The 16,812-nt window shown below is 37.4% G+C and carries 18 protein-coding genes; 15 read left to right on the forward strand and 3 right to left on the reverse strand.

What is annotated here, in order from left to right; all coding sequences use genetic code 11:
- Window positions 1-6 precede the first annotated feature (6 nt).
- The 3 genes from spoVAEA (at window position 7) to lysA (ending at window position 3,528) form a co-directional block, all read left to right on the forward strand.
- Window positions 7-579 carry a stage V sporulation protein SpoVABEA gene (spoVAEA, locus tag M3183_RS01355; RefSeq protein WP_251465649.1) on the forward strand — a complete coding sequence of 191 codons (573 nt, stop codon included), beginning with the start codon at window positions 7-9 and terminating at the stop codon, window positions 577-579.
- Entirely contained in the window at window positions 569-2,053 is a 1,485-nt protein-coding gene (locus tag M3183_RS01360; RefSeq protein ID WP_285878301.1) for a spore germination protein, read from the forward strand. The genes spoVAEA and M3183_RS01360 overlap by 11 nt, the downstream gene beginning before the upstream one ends.
- Window positions 2,054-2,223: 170 nt before the next feature.
- Window positions 2,224-3,528 carry a diaminopimelate decarboxylase gene (lysA, locus tag M3183_RS01365; protein ID WP_251465651.1) on the forward strand — a complete coding sequence of 435 codons (1,305 nt, stop codon included), beginning with the start codon at window positions 2,224-2,226 and terminating at the stop codon, window positions 3,526-3,528.
- Between the two features lie 355 nt (window positions 3,529-3,883).
- Here lysA and M3183_RS01370 read toward each other — a convergent pair whose 3' ends face one another.
- Window positions 3,884-4,747 (reverse strand): DUF1002 domain-containing protein, encoded by an 864-nt coding sequence (locus tag M3183_RS01370; RefSeq protein WP_251465653.1) that lies wholly within the window; start codon window positions 4,745-4,747, stop codon window positions 3,884-3,886.
- Window positions 4,748-5,191: 444 nt separating this feature from the next.
- Between M3183_RS01370 and M3183_RS01375 the strand changes: the two genes are divergently transcribed.
- Entirely contained in the window at window positions 5,192-5,542 is a 351-nt protein-coding gene (locus M3183_RS01375) for a GNAT family N-acetyltransferase (protein WP_251465656.1), read from the forward strand.
- 102 nt (window positions 5,543-5,644) lie between these two features.
- Here M3183_RS01375 and M3183_RS01380 read toward each other — a convergent pair whose 3' ends face one another.
- Both M3183_RS01380 and M3183_RS01385 read right to left on the reverse strand, forming a co-directional pair.
- Complete coding sequence (locus tag M3183_RS01380) at window positions 5,645-6,169, reverse strand: DUF309 domain-containing protein (RefSeq protein ID WP_251465658.1); 525 nt, start codon at window positions 6,167-6,169, stop codon at window positions 5,645-5,647.
- A 203-nt stretch (window positions 6,170-6,372) separates the two neighbouring features.
- A complete protein-coding gene (locus M3183_RS01385; protein WP_251465672.1) occupies window positions 6,373-6,474 on the reverse strand; it encodes a YjcZ family sporulation protein in 102 nt (33 codons plus the stop codon).
- A gap of 253 nt (window positions 6,475-6,727) precedes the next feature.
- Here M3183_RS01385 and M3183_RS01390 point away from each other — a divergent pair, with 253 nt between their 5' ends.
- The 11 genes from M3183_RS01390 (at window position 6,728) to ccsB (ending at window position 16,738) form a co-directional block, all read left to right on the forward strand.
- Entirely contained in the window at window positions 6,728-7,498 is a 771-nt protein-coding gene (locus tag M3183_RS01390) for a segregation/condensation protein A (protein ID WP_251465674.1), read from the forward strand.
- Window positions 7,485-8,072: an SMC-Scp complex subunit ScpB gene (scpB, locus tag M3183_RS01395; RefSeq protein ID WP_251465685.1), complete on the forward strand. Its 588-nt coding sequence runs from the start codon at window positions 7,485-7,487 to the stop codon at window positions 8,070-8,072. The genes M3183_RS01390 and scpB overlap by 14 nt, the downstream gene beginning before the upstream one ends.
- Window positions 8,073-8,147: 75 nt before the next feature.
- Window positions 8,148-8,567: a hypothetical protein gene (locus tag M3183_RS01400; RefSeq protein WP_251465687.1), complete on the forward strand. Its 420-nt coding sequence runs from the start codon at window positions 8,148-8,150 to the stop codon at window positions 8,565-8,567.
- A gap of 150 nt (window positions 8,568-8,717) precedes the next feature.
- Window positions 8,718-9,614: a superoxide dismutase gene (locus M3183_RS01405; protein WP_251465690.1), complete on the forward strand. Its 897-nt coding sequence runs from the start codon at window positions 8,718-8,720 to the stop codon at window positions 9,612-9,614.
- A gap of 410 nt (window positions 9,615-10,024) precedes the next feature.
- A complete protein-coding gene (locus M3183_RS01410; protein ID WP_251465693.1) occupies window positions 10,025-11,173 on the forward strand; it encodes a D-alanyl-D-alanine carboxypeptidase family protein in 1,149 nt (382 codons plus the stop codon).
- Window positions 11,166-11,753: a nucleoside recognition domain-containing protein gene (locus tag M3183_RS01415; protein ID WP_251465696.1), complete on the forward strand. Its 588-nt coding sequence runs from the start codon at window positions 11,166-11,168 to the stop codon at window positions 11,751-11,753. The genes M3183_RS01410 and M3183_RS01415 overlap by 8 nt, the downstream gene beginning before the upstream one ends.
- A 6-nt stretch (window positions 11,754-11,759) precedes the next feature.
- Window positions 11,760-12,296 carry a spore maturation protein gene (locus M3183_RS01420; RefSeq protein ID WP_251465698.1) on the forward strand — a complete coding sequence of 179 codons (537 nt, stop codon included), beginning with the start codon at window positions 11,760-11,762 and terminating at the stop codon, window positions 12,294-12,296.
- Between the two features lie 206 nt (window positions 12,297-12,502).
- Window positions 12,503-13,243 carry a 23S rRNA pseudouridine(2605) synthase RluB gene (rluB, locus tag M3183_RS01425; protein WP_251465702.1) on the forward strand — a complete coding sequence of 247 codons (741 nt, stop codon included), beginning with the start codon at window positions 12,503-12,505 and terminating at the stop codon, window positions 13,241-13,243.
- 135 nt (window positions 13,244-13,378) lie between these two features.
- Entirely contained in the window at window positions 13,379-13,903 is a 525-nt protein-coding gene (resA, locus tag M3183_RS01430; protein ID WP_251465705.1) for a thiol-disulfide oxidoreductase ResA, read from the forward strand.
- A 24-nt stretch (window positions 13,904-13,927) separates the two neighbouring features.
- Window positions 13,928-15,550: a cytochrome c biogenesis protein ResB gene (gene resB, locus M3183_RS01435; protein ID WP_251465708.1), complete on the forward strand. Its 1,623-nt coding sequence runs from the start codon at window positions 13,928-13,930 to the stop codon at window positions 15,548-15,550.
- A complete protein-coding gene (gene ccsB, locus M3183_RS01440; RefSeq protein ID WP_251465711.1) occupies window positions 15,551-16,738 on the forward strand; it encodes a c-type cytochrome biogenesis protein CcsB in 1,188 nt (395 codons plus the stop codon).
- Window positions 16,739-16,812 lie beyond the last annotated feature (74 nt).

Below are 16,812 nucleotides of genomic sequence, written 5' to 3' on the forward strand. Positions count from 1 at the left end.
ATCCATATGAACACACGAAGGCGTGTTATTTTAGTGACAGATGGAGATGAATATACGAAAAGGGCGCTTGAGCATGTTGCAAAAGAAATTGGTGCAAGATGTATTTCAAAATCTCAAGCGAACCCATCAAAGCTCACAGGGCCTGAATTAATCGAATTAATTAAGCAGGCCCCCCATGACCCTGTATTAGTTATGTTTGATGACAGCGGTATGGTGGGGGAGGGGGCTGGTGAGAGTGCGCTTAAACATGTAGCATTGCATCAAGATATTGAAGTGTTAGGTGCAATTGCGGTGGCAGCTAAATCAAAGCATGAAGAATGGACACGGATTGATGTAAGTATTGATCGAGAAGGGAAGTTAACCCCATACGGTGTTGATAAATATGGTATACCAGAACTGGAAATAGGAAGAATAAATGGGGATACTGTTTATTCTCTCGATACCTTAAATATCCCTATTATTGTGGGAATTGGCGATATTGGAAAAATGGCAAGACGAGATTCCTATAAACTTGGAGCGCCAATTACTAAAAAAGCTGTCGAACTAATACTTGAAAGGAGTGGTTTTTTTGACTCATAAGCAGGTTCAAAAATGGCCAATCCCGATATCGGTAAATGAAGTTGAACACTATATGAAACAGCGTGTAGGCCTTGGCGTGAGTTTTGACCTTGGGATAAGAAAGTTAAAAATATTGAAAAAAGACGTCCATATCTATTACGTTAATGGTCTATGCGATACGATGTTTATCATTCAATTAATTAAAGAACTAGTGGAGATCAATTATCATGAAAAACTTTCAGGTGATCTCTTTAACCGCATTGAAAATATGCTCCTTAATCAGTCTGTTGAAAAAACACAGGAACTTGATACATTAGTTACCGAGGTGCTTTCCGGTCTGATTGGTATAGTTGTAGAGGGCGAAGATACCGCGTTTATTATTGATGTAAGAAGCTATCCTGGACGTGCTCCAATGGAACCAGATACGGAAAAGGTTGTTAGAGGAGCGAGAGATGGTTTTGTTGAAAACATTGTTTTAAATACTGCCTTAACAAGAAGAAGAATCCGTGATGAACGGCTTCGGTTTGAAATGCATAAAGTAGGAAAACGTTCAAAAACAGATGTTGCTCTTTGTTATTTACAAGATGTCGCAGACCCTGATTTATTAAATATTCTTCGGAAAGAGTTACAATCGATTAACATAGATGGAATTCCAATGGCTGATAAAACGCTGGAAGAATTTATTGTTAACCAAGGGATGAATCCATATCCAATCGTCAGATATACAGAAAGGGCAGACGTTGCAGCAGCACATGTATTAGAAGGACATGTCGTCATCTTCTGTGATACATCGCCAAGTGTCATTATCACACCTACTACCTTTTTTCATCACGTCCAGCATGCCGAGGAATTTCGTGAATCACCAGCAATGGGGACATTTGTCCGGTGGACCAGATTTTTAGGAGTATTTACCTCAATATTTTTATTGCCATTATGGCTTTTACTTGTATTAGAACCATCGTTATTACCTGATAAACTGTCATTTATTGGACCAAATGATCAGACGAATATTCCGATTTTGATTCAATTGTTTTTGGCTGACTTTGGGATTGAATTCTTAAGAATTGCAGCCATTCATACACCTACTCCGCTTTCAACAGCAATGGGTTTAATTGCAGCAGTATTAATCGGTCAGATTGCAATTGATGTGGGTTTATTCGTTCCTGAGGTAATTCTATATGTTGCCGTCGCGGGTATTGGCACCTTTACAACCCCAAGTTATGAATTAAGTGTTGCCAATAAAATTGCGAGATTGCTGTTATTACTGTGTACGGCATTTTTTCACCTTCCTGGATTTGTCATTGGCTCGACCATATGGTTTATCTTTTTGGTACATATGCGTGCGCTTAATACACCATATTTCTGGCCTTTCTTGCCATTTGAACCAAAGGGCTTTTTACAGATTATTTTCCGAAGGGCTATTCCCGGATCACTGCTCAGACCAAGTATTGTCCATCCAAGGAACCGCTATCGTCAGCCCCCTGGAGAGGAATAGAAAAAAGAAAAAAATTGCAGAATGGAACAACTTATGCTACAGTAATTTTACTTAAATAAAGTATTAATTAAAAATAGGCAGCATCTTTAGCGGATTCTGTCTATTTGTTTATTATCATTTAGGATTGTCTACATAAACTGTAGTGAGACGTAACGGAGAGAGGGAAGGGAATGTATTTTTACGGAACAACTGGAGTAAATAAAAGCGGACATTTGGAAATAGGGGGAGTTGACAGTGTTGAATTAGCAAAAAATTTCGGGACTCCCTTGTACGTTTATGATGTGGCCCTAATTAGAGAAAGGGCACGTGGATTTAAACATGCATTTGATGAACAAAATATCAGAGCTCAAGTAGCTTATGCCAGTAAAGCATTTTCGACAATTGCCATGGTACAGCTCGCCGAGGAGGAAGGTTTATCACTTGATGTCGTCTCTGGCGGTGAATTATACACAGCTGCAGCGGCAGGTTTTCCTGTCGAAAGAATTCATTTTCATGGTAATAATAAAAGCCGGGAAGAATTAGAGATGGCATTAGATTATCAAATTGGATGTATAGTCATTGATAACTTTCATGAAATAGAATTATTAAAATCAATATGTAAAGAACAAACAAAAAAAGTAAATATTCTTTTAAGGGTGACGCCTGGGATTGAGGCTCATACCCATGATTATATTTTAACAGGACAAGAAGATTCAAAATTTGGTTTTGGTTTGCAAAATGGCCAAGCGGAAGAAGCTCTTGCACAAACTCTTCCATTTAAGTATTTTAATGTTCTTGGACTGCATTGTCATATTGGTTCTCAAATTTTTGAAACCACAGGCTTTTTGCTTGCGGCCAAAAAGATTGTGGAAAAGATGGCTGAGTGGAAAGAAACAATTTCCTTTGAAGCAGATGTATTAAATTTAGGCGGAGGTTTCGGAATTCGCTATACAAATGAGGATGAGCCGATCCCACCATCACAATATGTAAGTGAAATAATTAAAGAGGTAAAACAGCTTATTGACCATTACTCTCTTAAAATGCCGGAAATTTGGATTGAGCCGGGCCGCTCTCTTGTAGGAGATGCAGGAATTACATTATACAAAATCGGCTCTTCAAAAGATGTCCCTGAAGTAAGAAAATATTTAGCCGTCGATGGCGGTATGAGTGATAATATAAGACCAGCCCTTTATCAGGCAAAGTATGAAGCGGTCCTTGCAAATAGACCTTTAGCACAAACAACTGAGACCGTTTCAATCGCTGGAAAATGCTGTGAATCAGGTGATATGCTGATTTGGGATTTGCCACTCCCAGAAACAGAGGAAGACGACCTGCTGGCTGTTTTTTGTACAGGTGCATATGGCTATTCTATGGCTAATAATTATAATCGTTTACCAAGACCTGCTGTTGTATTTGTCGAAGATGGCAAAGAGGTTCTTGTTGTAAAAAGAGAATCCTATGAAGATTTAATTAAATTGGACTTACCATTAAAATAAAAAAATAGGCTGCCGCGATTTTTATTGCGGCAGCTCCTTTTTTTTTAGAAAAGGCTATGTTAAACTTGGCTGTTGATTTTCGCTCCACAAGGAAGTCTTCGTCAGCATGGGCATCGCACGACTAAAAGCGATAGCTTTTAGAAGGAGGCACAAGCTGTTCGCGGGCGTTCCGTGGATTGTCCTCCGCTAACGCCTGCGGGGTCTTCCCCCTGGCACGTACTACCGCAGGACACTGAATTGACATCTTCGAATCTTCCCACGGACGAAGGACATGCGTTAGCATTTACGAGGAGTCTTCGTGCTTTCCGCTGCAATTAACAGGGGTTTAAAAATCAACACCACTCTTTAACTGAGCCTAAGAAAAGAATGATTTGATTGTATCAATTAACCAAATAAAAAATTGTTTGACTTTTTCAAGAAATCCTTGTCCTTCTTCAGAGTGCAGGAATTTCGAAATGCGGTCTTTGGCTTTATTCAATTGGTCGCTGACTTGATTCCAATCAATATCCAGGCTTTTGAGTTTATTGAATAAATCTATCAGTCTTTGCATTTCTTTTTCACTAAGCGTCACATTTAATTCTTTTGCCGCCTGCTCAATAATTCTTCGAAGTTCCTCATCATTTTTGGGTTTATTTTTGGCAATTTCCTCTTTTACTTTGGCAATTAATGCTGCGGCATTTTTATCGCCAATAGAGTCACCAAGTTTAGCTGTTTCAACCATTTCCTGATTTGCAGCTTGTTTTACATCTTCTGGAATCGTTTTATCTGCAGATATTTCATACGCTTTAATAATCCCTGTCAATGCAGCGGTACCTGATACCGAAATCGGTGCAGTAATGTAAATATCCGCATCCTTAACACCCGCGGTGATAAGGGCGTTGACATACATTTCATCCGTGACCCAATTGATATTTTTGGTTTTTACCGAAATTCCTGAACCCTTTGGAGCGATCGTAATGGCGGATGATGAAATAGCCCTGGTACCAATCAAAGATTTGGCAATATATTTTCCTAAGTATTGATGTTCTTCTTGATTGGATACTGTAACAATTTGTACATCTTTAGGTGCACCCATTTCATTTAATAAACTGGTCTTTTGACCTTCGGTTAGATTTTCACCCAAAGTAACAATCATATCACCCTCAGCCAAATCCGCAAAACTTCTTAAAGGGTAAATAAATATAAATAGACTCAATAGCAGAATAATTGTTTTTTTCATTAAAATCCTCCTTGATAAGAAATGGGCAGTTCTTTAATAATATAACCGATTCCATTATATTTAACGAAAAAAACAAATTACAAGTTTCATAGTCATAATATTAATTTTTTAAATGGAAAATGGATTATTTTTATTTTTTGTTGTAGAATGTACCCAAGCAGGGATGTTGTGGAGGATAAACTTTTATGGGAAAAAGCAGATGGGTTGTACTGGGGATTCTTATTTCTGCTTCTTTAATATGGGGAGTAATCTACTGGATTTTTATTGTTCCAAAGTAATAAAGAGTTTGAACAAATAATATAATTATTCAAATTTACCATTGAAACATTATTTTTTTACCTACATATTATAAATAACTGGTTTATCAATTTGCTTATTTGGGAAAAATATACTATTGCTAAACCGAATGTTTAGTCGGTTTATTTAATTTAATGAGGGATTAAAATGTTAATTCGTTACAAGAAGACGTTAGAAAAAATTGCGATGGGGCTGCTGTCTTTTATGCCGAATGAAAAGGATTTAAAAAAACTCCAGCAAACAATGAAGGAGTATGAAGAAGAAGAAAATAGACAGCTGTTTTTATGGAAAGAAGAGGACATTATTGGACTTCTTGGAGTTGTTGAGCATTCCGGCCAAGATTCCATTGAAATTCAACATATATCCGTTAACCCCTCACATCGATTCCAAGGGGTTGGTAAAAGAATGGTGAAAGCACTTAAAGATATGTATCCGGATAAAGAAATCATCTCCAACAAAGACACCGCAGCATTTGTTGAAAAATGTGATGTATGTTAAAAGGAATTCATAATATCTGGTACAGCCCTAGTTTAGGAATTTGAGGGTTAGACTTTGGAGATGAACAATTCTCAAAGCAAGTAAAAAAAGGCAGCGAAAAAATTATTTTTTGCTGCCTTTTTTCATAATAAGCATCTTTTTTCTTTCTTCGATAACATCAGTTCTATCACGTAATTTATGGCGATGAACGAGTTGTTCGTTCGCTAAATCACTTTCTTTTCCCCATACCAAACCCCGCTCTCGGCAGGTTTGTGAACATATTTCCACTAATGAAGAATCATTAAAGGGGAAAGAAAAGCTTGTATAGGTTTGTTTGTGTTCTATCATCTCCAAACGTTCTGTCAATAATGGTAAAAAAACTGCTTCATTAAGACCGATTTTGGGCAGAAGAGCGGAATGATTTTTAAAAATCATTATTGCTTTTTCTAATGTTCTTTTTGCACCAATTAAATTTTTTCTGCGGTGATGATAAGTTGATACTGCAAGTAAGATGAGTCCAACCCAAAGGGAATCTTTGTTTCCAAAGTCAACTTTTTTCCAATAGTCTTCAAGTATTTCATGGCATTCGAAATAGTCCCGGTCTCCATGAAAATGAATTAAATATTCGATATACTCCTGTGGGTACAATGGTTTCCCCCCCGTTTTTTTACATCCAGTTTAACATATTAAAGCTTATTGCTCCCAAAAAATTCAAATAAAAGACCCGTCAAATAGACGGGTCCTTCAAACTCCCTTTTTAAGGGGATGTTCATTTTATTTATCCAAGCGCAAGCACATGATATAGGCGCTTGCGCTTTTTTTATGTTGGCAGCATATGCTTCAATTCGTTTTTACCAGACCCAAGCCGCACCAACAATAATTAATAAAATAAACAATACTACGATTAACGCAAATCCGGATCCAAATCCGCCTGCTACTACGCCATCAGCCATATCTAATACCTCCTAATATTGTTTTAATCTTCCACTAAAGATATGGATATTGTTGATCCCTTTTAGCGGACCGCCAATCGGCGTGTTTTCTTTACTATCATATGTAGTTGATTTGTCCAGTGTTAAGGGCAAATATCATGATTTTGATAAATTACAAAGCTGCAGTGATTTTTTTCTATTGGATAACTTAATCGAATCCTCTATACTATAATAGGTTAAATGAATTAATTTTAGAATTTTGGTGAGAAGATTTATGCCATATCAGGTGAAAATTGATGCCTTTGAAGGACCATTAGATTTACTGCTTCATTTAATTAATCGGCTGGAAATTGATATTTATGATATACCGGTTGCCCAGATCACTGAGCAATACCTGTTATATATTCATACGATGAAAGAGTTGAGGCTTGATATCGCCAGTGAATTTCTGGTGATGGCAGCAACCTTGCTTGCCATTAAGAGTAAAATGCTGCTGCCTAAGCATGAGGAAGATTTACAAGATGTGGATCAAGAATTTGCTTATGAAGAAGACCCAAGGGACGAACTTGTGGAGCGCTTGATTGAATATAGGAAATTTAAAGAAGCGGCCCAGGATTTAAAAACGATGGAAGAAGAGAGGGGGCTCATGTTTACGAAACCGCCTAGCGACCTTTCTGATTTTATCCAGGATTCCGAGCCCGCTAAGACTGAATTGGATGTCACTCTATATGACATGCTGGCAGCCATTCAAAAATTACTCCGCAGGAAGAAGCTTCAGCGCCCTATGTCGACGAAAATTACCCGCCAGGAAATATCGATTGAATCGAGAATGAACGAAATATTAGATGAATTAAAGCAGTTTAAAGGACGGAAGAATTTTAATGATTTATTTGCAACACCAACGAAGGAACATATTGTGGTAACATTTTTGGCCATCTTAGAACTAATGAAGCGGAAAAAAATAGATACCATGCAGCAGGAAAACTTTGGTGAAATTTATGTAGAAGCTGTTAAGGAAGGAGCCGATGTAATTGGAAATTATTAATTGGACAGGCATCCTGGAAAGCCTCTTATTTGCTGCAGGTGATGAAGGACTAACATTAAAACAAATTGTTGAAGTACTCCAAGTAAATGAACCAGAAGCAAACGAAATCATTGAGGAGCTCAAGCAAGAATATGCAAAAAATGATAATAGGGGTCTTGTATTAATTCAATTGGCAGGGACTTATCAATTGGCTACTAAGAAAGAAAATGCTGATTATTTAAAAAAGCTAGTGGACTCTCCCAATACCTCTGCCTTATCGCAAGCTGCATTAGAAACATTGGCTATTGTTGCTTATAAGCAGCCAATTACTCGTGCGGAAATTGAGGAGATCCGCGGGGTGAAAACGGAAAGACCGCTTCATACGCTTATGGCCAAAGCGTTAATCAAAGAAGCAGGCCGCGCTGAAGGAACCGGCAGAGCGTATTTATATGGAACGACAAAGGAATTTCTTGATTATTTCGGTTTGAAAAGTCTTGAGGAGCTTCCAAAGCTGCCTGACAAAGTAGAAGATGATTATGTTCAAGAAGAAGCAGATTTGTTTTTTGAGAAATTTCAAGAAACATTAAATTCTTAACCCTTAGGTTGTTGCTGATTTATGCTAAAATATAGGATGATTGTATAACATGCAATTATAAGGAGAGGGATTAAGTTGCTAATTAAAGAATGTAAAGGCTACGAATTAGAAAAAGAAAAATCAAATACATCCGAGGATTTTTTTAACAGAAGTGAATTAACTTTTGTAGAAGATGGAGTGGAAAAAACACTGCATGTCCTTTATGTTAGATATTTTGATGAAATTTTTCCCGAATTCACCCCTTTTCAGCAGGATCCGGTTTTTTCTGGAGATGGATATGAAGTGAACTTTAAGGATATTGTGGCACTTGTTTGTCTGCTTAAAAACCCTGAATTAAGGGAGCGCAAGCGTCTTTATATTAATTCAAAAAATGAATTTGCTTCCTATTTCAAAGAAATTAATTTTGACAGATTCTCTGAAATTTTTTCCGCTCTTCAACAAGGAAAAGGATATGAGCTGCGTTCTTCTTTAGAATTTATCACACAGCCAAAATAAAAATGAATAATATGCAACAAGGCTGCCAAATTGAAGTGAACCCCTTAGGCTGGATTAATAATCCGCTTAAGGGGTTTTTGCTGTTCTTAAGAAATAATGATGTTCATAACATTAATACTGGATTGGACCTGAATAGGGGAGTGGTAAATAATGAACCGCTTTAACCGTTATGTTGATCAATTGTTTAAATGGAATGGGCAAATGAGAGAATTTCTTCAATCGGAGCAGGTGGCCAGGGAGTCTGAATTATGGGAAAAGCTTGATCAGTTTGCTGAATTGATTGAAAGTACAGACCATGATTTATCAAACGAGGAATTGTTGAACCTGCAAGTAAAAGCAGAGCATATTCATGAGGAGCTTGAAAATTATTTTAATAGAAAACAAATACGTGAAATAGGGACGATCATGGTGGTTGAAAAGCATGTACCGCCTGGAGGACATACTCTTCCAAAGCTTCCTTACGAATATAATGCTCTGGAGCCATATATTTCAGAGGAAATCATGAGGCTCCACCATGAAAAACATCATCGTGCTTATGTGAATGGATTAAACAAAGCCGAGCTGGAATTGAAAAAAGCCAGAGAATCGAATGATTTTTCATTGATTAAACATTGGTCCCGCGAGCTTAGTTTCCATGGCTCCGGTCATTATCTTCACACCCTTTTTTGGAGAAATATGAGCCCAAATGGGGGCGGTTATCCTCAAGGTATAATAAAAATTGAAATTGAAAATTATTTTGGCAGTTTTAATGCTTTTCAAAAACAATTTTCCGAATGTGCAAAGCAAGTAGAAGGTGTCGGCTGGGCCTTGTTAGTCTGGTCGCCAAAGGCAAGACATTTAGAGGTTTTGCAGACAGAGAGGCATATGCTGTTTACTCAATGGGGTACGATTCCACTGCTAGTATTGGATGTATGGGAACACGCTTACTATCTTCAATATAAAAATCAACGGGATGATTATGTTGATAATTGGTGGAATATCGTCAATTGGCATGAAGTTGAAATGAGATTGGAAAAAGCTGCAGATATCAAATGGCCATCGGTATAAGAGTGGGAACGGCATCCAAGCATTGATGCCGTTTTCTTGTCATATCATAACTTGTCCTGCATAAGATTTAATAAAGTGAAACTTCAATCAGCGGGGGGGTTTCTTATCCACACTGATTGTTAGTCTCGTTGTACTGACGACTCTATTAACGAGCCTATCGAACCGATAGCAGAGTCAGTACGAACCCGATTAGCTCAACTAAACCTCTCTGCTTATGCATCGGTAAGTTTCGCTGAATCTCAACAATCGGGGCGGATACGGCAGTTATCCTCCGCTTAAACTACCTGCTTGCTCTAATCTTTAAAACAAAGGGATTTTACTTTCCAGTTAATGGAGGATAAAACTAAAGTGTAACAAAGTAAAAAGATTCTGGAGCGAAGCAATACTTAAAAAAAGGACGAGGGTTGCCAATGAAAACGATACGGAAGCTGATAATCTTTACCTTTATCATTACATTATTTATCGCAAATATTCCTAAAAAAGCGGAAGCTTCTTTTGGAGTAAGTGCGGCAAGTGCTGTGTTAATAGAACAAAAATCCGGACGCGTCCTTTATGAGAAAGAGGCATATACCAAGAGAAGAATTGCCAGCATTACAAAAATAATGACAGCCATTCTTGCTATTGAATCCGGAAAAATGGATCAAACTGTTACGGTAAGTGAAAATGCAGCCCGTACAGAGGGTTCGAGTGTCTATTTAAAGCCTGGACAAAAAATAAAACTAGAAGATTTAGTATATGGGTTAATGCTGAGATCTGGAAATGATACAGCAGTTGCTATTGCCGAATATGTCGGAGGAAGTGTTGAAGGCTTTGCATATTTAATGAATCAGAAGGCAAAAGAAATCGGTATGCTGAACACACATTTTGCCAACCCTCATGGACTTGATGATCATGAAAATCATTATTCAACTGCCTATGATATGGCAATTTTAACCCGTTATGCAATGCAAAACAAAACCTATCAAAAAATTGCAGGAACAAAGGTACATCGCGCACCAAACCCAAATGAAGATTGGGATTATGTATGGAAAAACAAAAACAGACTTTTGACTAAATATAAATATGCGACCGGCGGGAAAACAGGCTTTACCAAGAGGGCAAAAAGAACATTGGTTACTACAGCCTCAAAAGGTGATATGGACCTTATCGCTGTCACCTTAAATGCACCTGATGATTGGAACGACCACATTTCCATGTATGACTATGGTTTTAAAAATTATGACATGGCAGAAGTGATTGAAAAAGGAAACCTCGATATTGTAAAAAATAAATACTATAAAAAAAATCAATTATATATAAAAAAGGAAATCCTCTATCCGGTAACAAGTAAGGAAATGGGATTATTTACTGTTAAATATAAATTAAACAAGCCTGAGAAGAAGTGGATTCAATCGAAAAAGACAGAACATGTTGCAGGGCGTGCTATCGTTTTTTTAGACGACAGGGCAGTGGAGGAAACTCCCATTTTCTATCAAAATACTCCCGTTAAAAAGAAAGGTTTCATAGATTTTATGAAAGACATTTTTCTGTCAATTATGGGTGTGAAGTTAAATGGTTAATTATATTTGGGTAGGCATGACCATTATTGGCATTATCTTTGCACTGATTAATGGAACGATGGATGAAGTAAATAAAGCAGTTTTTGATGGTGCAAAAGAGGCAGTAACAATTTGCATTGGTCTAATCAGCGTTCTTGTCTTTTGGCTGGGGATGATGCGAATTGCGGAGGAATCAGGACTATTAGAAAAATTGTCCAAACTATTCCGGCCCCTGGTGAAATTCATTTTCCCTGAGGTGCCTGTTAATCATCCTGCAATGGGGTATATATTATCCAATATGATTTCTAATATGTTTGGCCTGGGAAATGCAGCAACTCCTCTCGGAATCAAAGCAATGGAACAGCTGAAAAAATTAAATGGCCGCAAAAATTCAGCCAGCAGGTCCATGGTTACTTTCCTTGCCATTAATACTGCCAGTATCACCATTATACCAACAACTGTTATCGCCATTCGGATGAATTATAATTCCGCATCTCCCACAGAAATTGTGGTACCAACCATTATTACTACTTTTTTATCTGCAGTTGCAGCAATTCTTATCGATCGTTTTTTCTATTACCGCAAAAAGCCTAAAGGATGATGATATATGGCATTGCTTTCGACCATCTCAATAACATTTATACCACTTTTAATTGGCTTTATTTTGCTATACGGTACGTTTAAACAAGTGCCAACATATGAAAGCTTTGTAGAAGGTGGAAAGGAAGGGATAAAAATCGCGGTTCAAATTATTCCTTTTTTGGTAGGAATGCTTGTCGCGATATCTATTTTCAGGGCATCAGGGGCGTTAGATGCCTTAATGAACCTGCTTAGGCCGCTTATGAATTCTATCGGTGTCCCGGCGGAAATTGTACCATTATTGTTTATACGGCCAATTTCAGGAACTGCGGCGCTGGGGATGACTAGTGATTTAATAGCTGTTCATGGACCAGATTCTTTTATAGGCAGACTTGCATCTATCCTTCAAGGAAGTACAGATACGACTTTTTATGTTTTAACGGTTTATTTCGGTGCTGTTGGAATTAAAAAGATGGGTGATGCTTTAAAGGTCGGATTGTTAGCAGATGTAGCAGGAATTATTATATCCATCATAGTTGTAACATTGATATTTGGAGCAAAATAATGAATAAAAATAGTTTAAATGCGGGTCCAATCATTTGGAGCCGCTGTTTTTATTTTTTTTCGATAATAGTCTGTACTTTGAAAAGTGGGCAATTTATGTCATAATTCAGTAGGATGAGTGATTAAACCCCATTAAACGAATGAAGCTTACAGTGGCTTAGATTGTCATTGATCTTAATCGGTTTAAAAATTTATGAGGTGAATAATATGGAACGACTGCAAAAGGTCATAGCCCGTGCAGGCATTGCTTCAAGAAGAAAAGCAGAAGAGTTAATTAAAGAAGGCAGGGTAAAGGTAAACGGAATAATTGTCACAGAGCTTGGGGTTAAGGTAACTTCCTCCGACCGGATAGAGGTAAACGAAATACCGATTGAACGAGAGGAATCTGTTTATTTTCTTCTATATAAGCCAAGAGGAGTTATTTCCAGTGTCAGCGATGATAAAGGAAGAAAGGTCGTGACAGACTTCTTTGTTGGGTTAAAAGAAAGAATTTTTCCAGTTGGAAGACTTGATTACGATACTTCTGGTTTATTGTTGTTAACCAATGATGGAGAATTTGCGAATTTACTTATGCATCCGAGCAGCGAAATTGAAAAGGTTTATGTTGCCAAGGTAAAAGGAGTTCCCTTAAAGGAAAAACTGAAGAAATTAGAAAAGGGAGTTCGTCTTGAAGATGGAAAAACTGCTCCTGCAAGGATTAAAATGCTTTCATTTGATAAGAAAAAGCAAACGGCCATTATTGAAATCTCCATTCATGAAGGCCGAAATCGTCAAGTAAGAAGAATGTTTGAAGCAATCGGACACGAAGTACTGAAATTAAAGCGGGAGCGCTATGGTTTCTTAACATTAAGCGGTTTAAAAGCTGGAGAGGCAAGAGAACTTACCCCTCATGAAGTAAAACAATTAAGAGCTGCTGCCATGGAAACCAAAAAAAATCAAAAACGGTGATGATTTTTTGAATTGGAAAGTTTATCAAAAAGTTCATAGAAACTTCACAAATACTATATGTGGTAAACACTACCTAAATAATGAAAAATGATATAATTTAGCTTAACTGTGATAAGTTGTAACGGAGGGGTGAAAATGAAAAAACGACGGTTAATCATGCGTTCAATCATTCTTGCTGTGCTTGTGGCGGCTGTAGCTTATACACTATATGCAAATTTTATGAAAGACCATGCACAAAAAGTGTCTGTAGGGAAACAAGCACCTGATTTTGTTCTTACTGATATGCAGGGAAACAAGCATCGCTTATCTGATTATAAAGGCCAGGGTGTATTTTTGAATTTCTGGGGAACTTGGTGTCCGCCATGTAAAAAAGAAATGCCTTATATTAATAACCAATATCACCAATTCAAAGACCAGGGTGTTCAAGTCCTGTCTGTTGATATCCAGGAATCTGAACTTGCAGTGAATCAATTTATTGAACGTTACAAGCTTGATTTTCCAGTTATGATTGATACCAATAAAGAAGTTATGACTGCATATGGTATTGACCAGCTTCCAGCTACTTTCCTGATTGATAAGGATGGGAAAGTGGTGAAGTATACTACCGGCGAGATGACAGAGAATATGGTTAGGCAATATATGGAGAAAATAAAACCATAACGGTTTATAGGGAGTTTTTCAATCATGAAGGATGTAAAATGTGAATGTGGGCACGTTAATCCCCATGGAACCGTGCTGTGTGAAGCGTGCGGGAAAATTCTTGTTGAGGAAGAGAACGAGAAACAGCTCCTGGATATGCGGTATGAAGGGAGTGCCCGCCGTTCACAAATATATCAAAAAACGGTTGTTGATAAAGTATGGAACTTTTTTTCATCTGTCAAAGTTGGGGTTTGGCTGATTATCATTACTTTAATTGCTTCTATACTAGGAACGATTCTTCCACAGAAAATGTACATAAATCTCCCTCCAGAAGTTTATTATGAAAAAGAATACGGCTGGTTTGGGAAATTATACTACCAATTGGGTTTCCATGATTTATATGGTTCTTGGTGGTATTTACTGTTGATTGCAATGATAGGTATATCTTTAGTTATATGTAGTCTTGATAGGGTAGTGCCGCTCTATAAAGCATTAAAGGCGCAAAGGGTAACACGGCATGAAGGCTTTTTAAAGCGGCAGCGTGTTTTTGGGGCTAGTCATAATGTGGATCAAAGGGATATTGAGACAGTAAAACAGCATTTGATACAAAAACACTACAAGGTCCGTGAAGAAAATGGAGACCTGTTAGCGGAAAAGGGACGATTTTCCCGATGGGGTCCATATGTTAACCATGTGGGATTAATTATTTTTCTTTTTGGTGCCATGCTTCGTTTCATACCAGGTATGTATGTGAATGAAAATCTTTGGGTCCGGGAAGGGGAAACAGCCTTGGTTCCCGAAACAGGAGAAAAATTCTATGTGCATAATAATAAATTTATCTTAGAGCATTATGATAAAGAGAAAAATAAGACATTTGAAAAAGCACTTGATAGAGCCGGTAATGTCGTAAAAAACTATCAGTCTAATGTTGTGCTCTATCAGCGTTCAGGTGAAAAAATTCCAGGTGAAAAGCCAAAGCTTGAAAAGGTAAAAGAATATAAAATTCGAGTCAATCACCCATTAGAATTTGAAGGCTATTCAATATACCAGTCTTCGTTTAGAAGTGAAATGGATTCTATGACTTTTGCGTTAATAAATAAAAAGACTGAAAAATCTTTTGGGGAACTTACGATTAATCTTAGGACTCCAAAGGAAAAGTATGATTTAGGAAATGGCTACTCCGTGAAAATTCTAAACTACTTTCCAGACTTTGAATTTGCCGAAAATGGTGAACCGAGTACGAAATCCCGTGTGCCAAATAATCCTGCATTTATTTTTCGGATGACCGCACCGGACAAACCTAAGGGAGAAACCAGCTTTGTTGCTATTAGGCAGACAATTGAACCCTTTGGAAATAATACCTATAAAATGGCATTTAAACGAATTGGCACAACAAATGTTTCTGGATTTACAGTTCGTAAAGATTCATCGATTTGGGTCATTATTTTTGGAGGAATATTATTCATGATTGGTGTTATTCAAGGTGCTTATTGGAATCATCGCAGGATATGGGTACAAAATAAAAATGGTGATGTTTGGATTGCCGCACATACAAACAAGAATTGGTATGGATTAAAGCGGGAAATTGAAAAGGTGCTGGAAGATACAAAATTAAAGATGCCAGAGGATCAGCTTCAGCGTGAACAAAAGGATAAGGAGGGAGTTTAGTTGGTAGAGCTAAGTGGTAATTTATTGTTTATTGCTTTTATTCTATATTTAGTGGCTACTCTTTTTTTTGGCGGATCAATTAAACAAAAGAAAGACTTAAATGATACAAAGACGACCAACAAATGGGGGAAAATTGCTGTATTTTTAACCATTATTGGTTTTATCTCACAACTTGGTTATTTTATTATCAGATGGATTGTTGCCGGACATGCACCGGTTAGTAATATGTTTGAGTTTACGACGTTTTTTGGTATGGCTTTAGTTGGTGCATTTATCGTTATTTATTTTATTTATCGTACTACACTCTTAGGATTATTCACTATGCCTGTAGCCATTTTGGTCATTGCATATGCTAGCATGTTTCCTAGAGATATTTCACCATTAATTCCGTCTTTGCAAAGCTATTGGCTTTATATTCATGTTACAACTGCAGCGATTGGAGAGGCCATCTTAGCCATTAGTTTTGCTGCTGGATTAATATATCTGGTGAAGGCTATTGATCAAACGAAATCGACCAAGAAAACTTTTTGGCTGGAATTCGTTATGTTTTGTTTAGTTACGGTTATTGGGTTTGTTGTGGTTTCTTCCGTTTTTGCCGGAATGGGGTATCATGAGAAATTTAATTGGGTTGATAAAAGCGGAAACCAAGCTCAAATTGAATATACGATGCCGGCATTAACGGGACCGCATGAAGGAAAATTACTGACAAAAGACGGATTTAAGCCATGGGCAGAAATGCCTGCATTTATCAATGCGAAAAAGTTAAATACCGTCATTTGGTCTGTTGCGGCTGGTATTGTGCTCTATGGATTGATTCGATTAATTATAAGAAAACGGATTGGATCGATGCTTAAACCGCTTGTGAAAAATATAAAACTTGATTTTGTGGATGAAATCAGTTATCGTTCTGTTTTAATTGGATTCCCTGTATTTACTTTAGGAGCGTTAATTTTCGCTATGATTTGGGCACAGGTTGCTTGGTCACGTTTCTGGGGCTGGGATCCAAAAGAGGTATGGGCCTTAATTACTTGGCTATTCTATGCTGCCTTTATGCACTTAAGGCTGTCGAAAGGATGGCACGGAGAAAAATCAGCATGGCTTGCTGTCATTGGCTTTGCCATTATTATGTTTAACTTGGTAGCAGTTAATCTCGTCATTGCGGGCCTTCATTCTTATGCTGGTTCATAATGAATAATATAAAAGCCTTCACTTGCGAAAAGTGAAGGCTTTTTACAAACACTCGTTTACACTGTTCTATATTT

It is taken from the genome of Neobacillus mesonae, assembly GCF_023715155.1.
Taxonomy (GTDB): Bacteria; Bacillota; Bacilli; order Bacillales; family Cytobacillaceae; genus Neobacillus; species Neobacillus mesonae_A.

What these genes read in the sequence shown, in the direction of transcription:
- spoVAEA (WP_251465649.1), top strand. Translation starts at nt 7, where the DNA reads ATGAACACACGAAGGCGTGTTATTTTAGTGACAGATGGAGATGAATAT.
- lysA (WP_251465651.1), top strand. Translation starts at nt 2,224, where the DNA reads ATGTATTTTTACGGAACAACTGGAGTAAATAAAAGCGGACATTTGGAA.
- M3183_RS01370 (WP_251465653.1), bottom strand. Translation starts at nt 4,747, where the DNA reads ATGAAAAAAACAATTATTCTGCTATTGAGTCTATTTATATTTATTTAC.
- M3183_RS01375 (WP_251465656.1), top strand. Translation starts at nt 5,192, where the DNA reads ATGTTAATTCGTTACAAGAAGACGTTAGAAAAAATTGCGATGGGGCTG.
- M3183_RS01385 (WP_251465672.1), bottom strand. Translation starts at nt 6,474, where the DNA reads ATGGCTGATGGCGTAGTAGCAGGCGGATTTGGATCCGGATTTGCGTTA.
- M3183_RS01390 (WP_251465674.1), top strand. Translation starts at nt 6,728, where the DNA reads ATGCCATATCAGGTGAAAATTGATGCCTTTGAAGGACCATTAGATTTA.
- M3183_RS01405 (WP_251465690.1), top strand. Translation starts at nt 8,718, where the DNA reads ATGAACCGCTTTAACCGTTATGTTGATCAATTGTTTAAATGGAATGGG.
- M3183_RS01410 (WP_251465693.1), top strand. Translation starts at nt 10,025, where the DNA reads ATGAAAACGATACGGAAGCTGATAATCTTTACCTTTATCATTACATTA.
- M3183_RS01415 (WP_251465696.1), top strand. Translation starts at nt 11,166, where the DNA reads ATGGTTAATTATATTTGGGTAGGCATGACCATTATTGGCATTATCTTT.
- M3183_RS01420 (WP_251465698.1), top strand. Translation starts at nt 11,760, where the DNA reads ATGGCATTGCTTTCGACCATCTCAATAACATTTATACCACTTTTAATT.
- rluB (WP_251465702.1), top strand. Translation starts at nt 12,503, where the DNA reads ATGGAACGACTGCAAAAGGTCATAGCCCGTGCAGGCATTGCTTCAAGA.
- resA (WP_251465705.1), top strand. Translation starts at nt 13,379, where the DNA reads ATGAAAAAACGACGGTTAATCATGCGTTCAATCATTCTTGCTGTGCTT.
- resB (WP_251465708.1), top strand. Translation starts at nt 13,928, where the DNA reads ATGAAGGATGTAAAATGTGAATGTGGGCACGTTAATCCCCATGGAACC.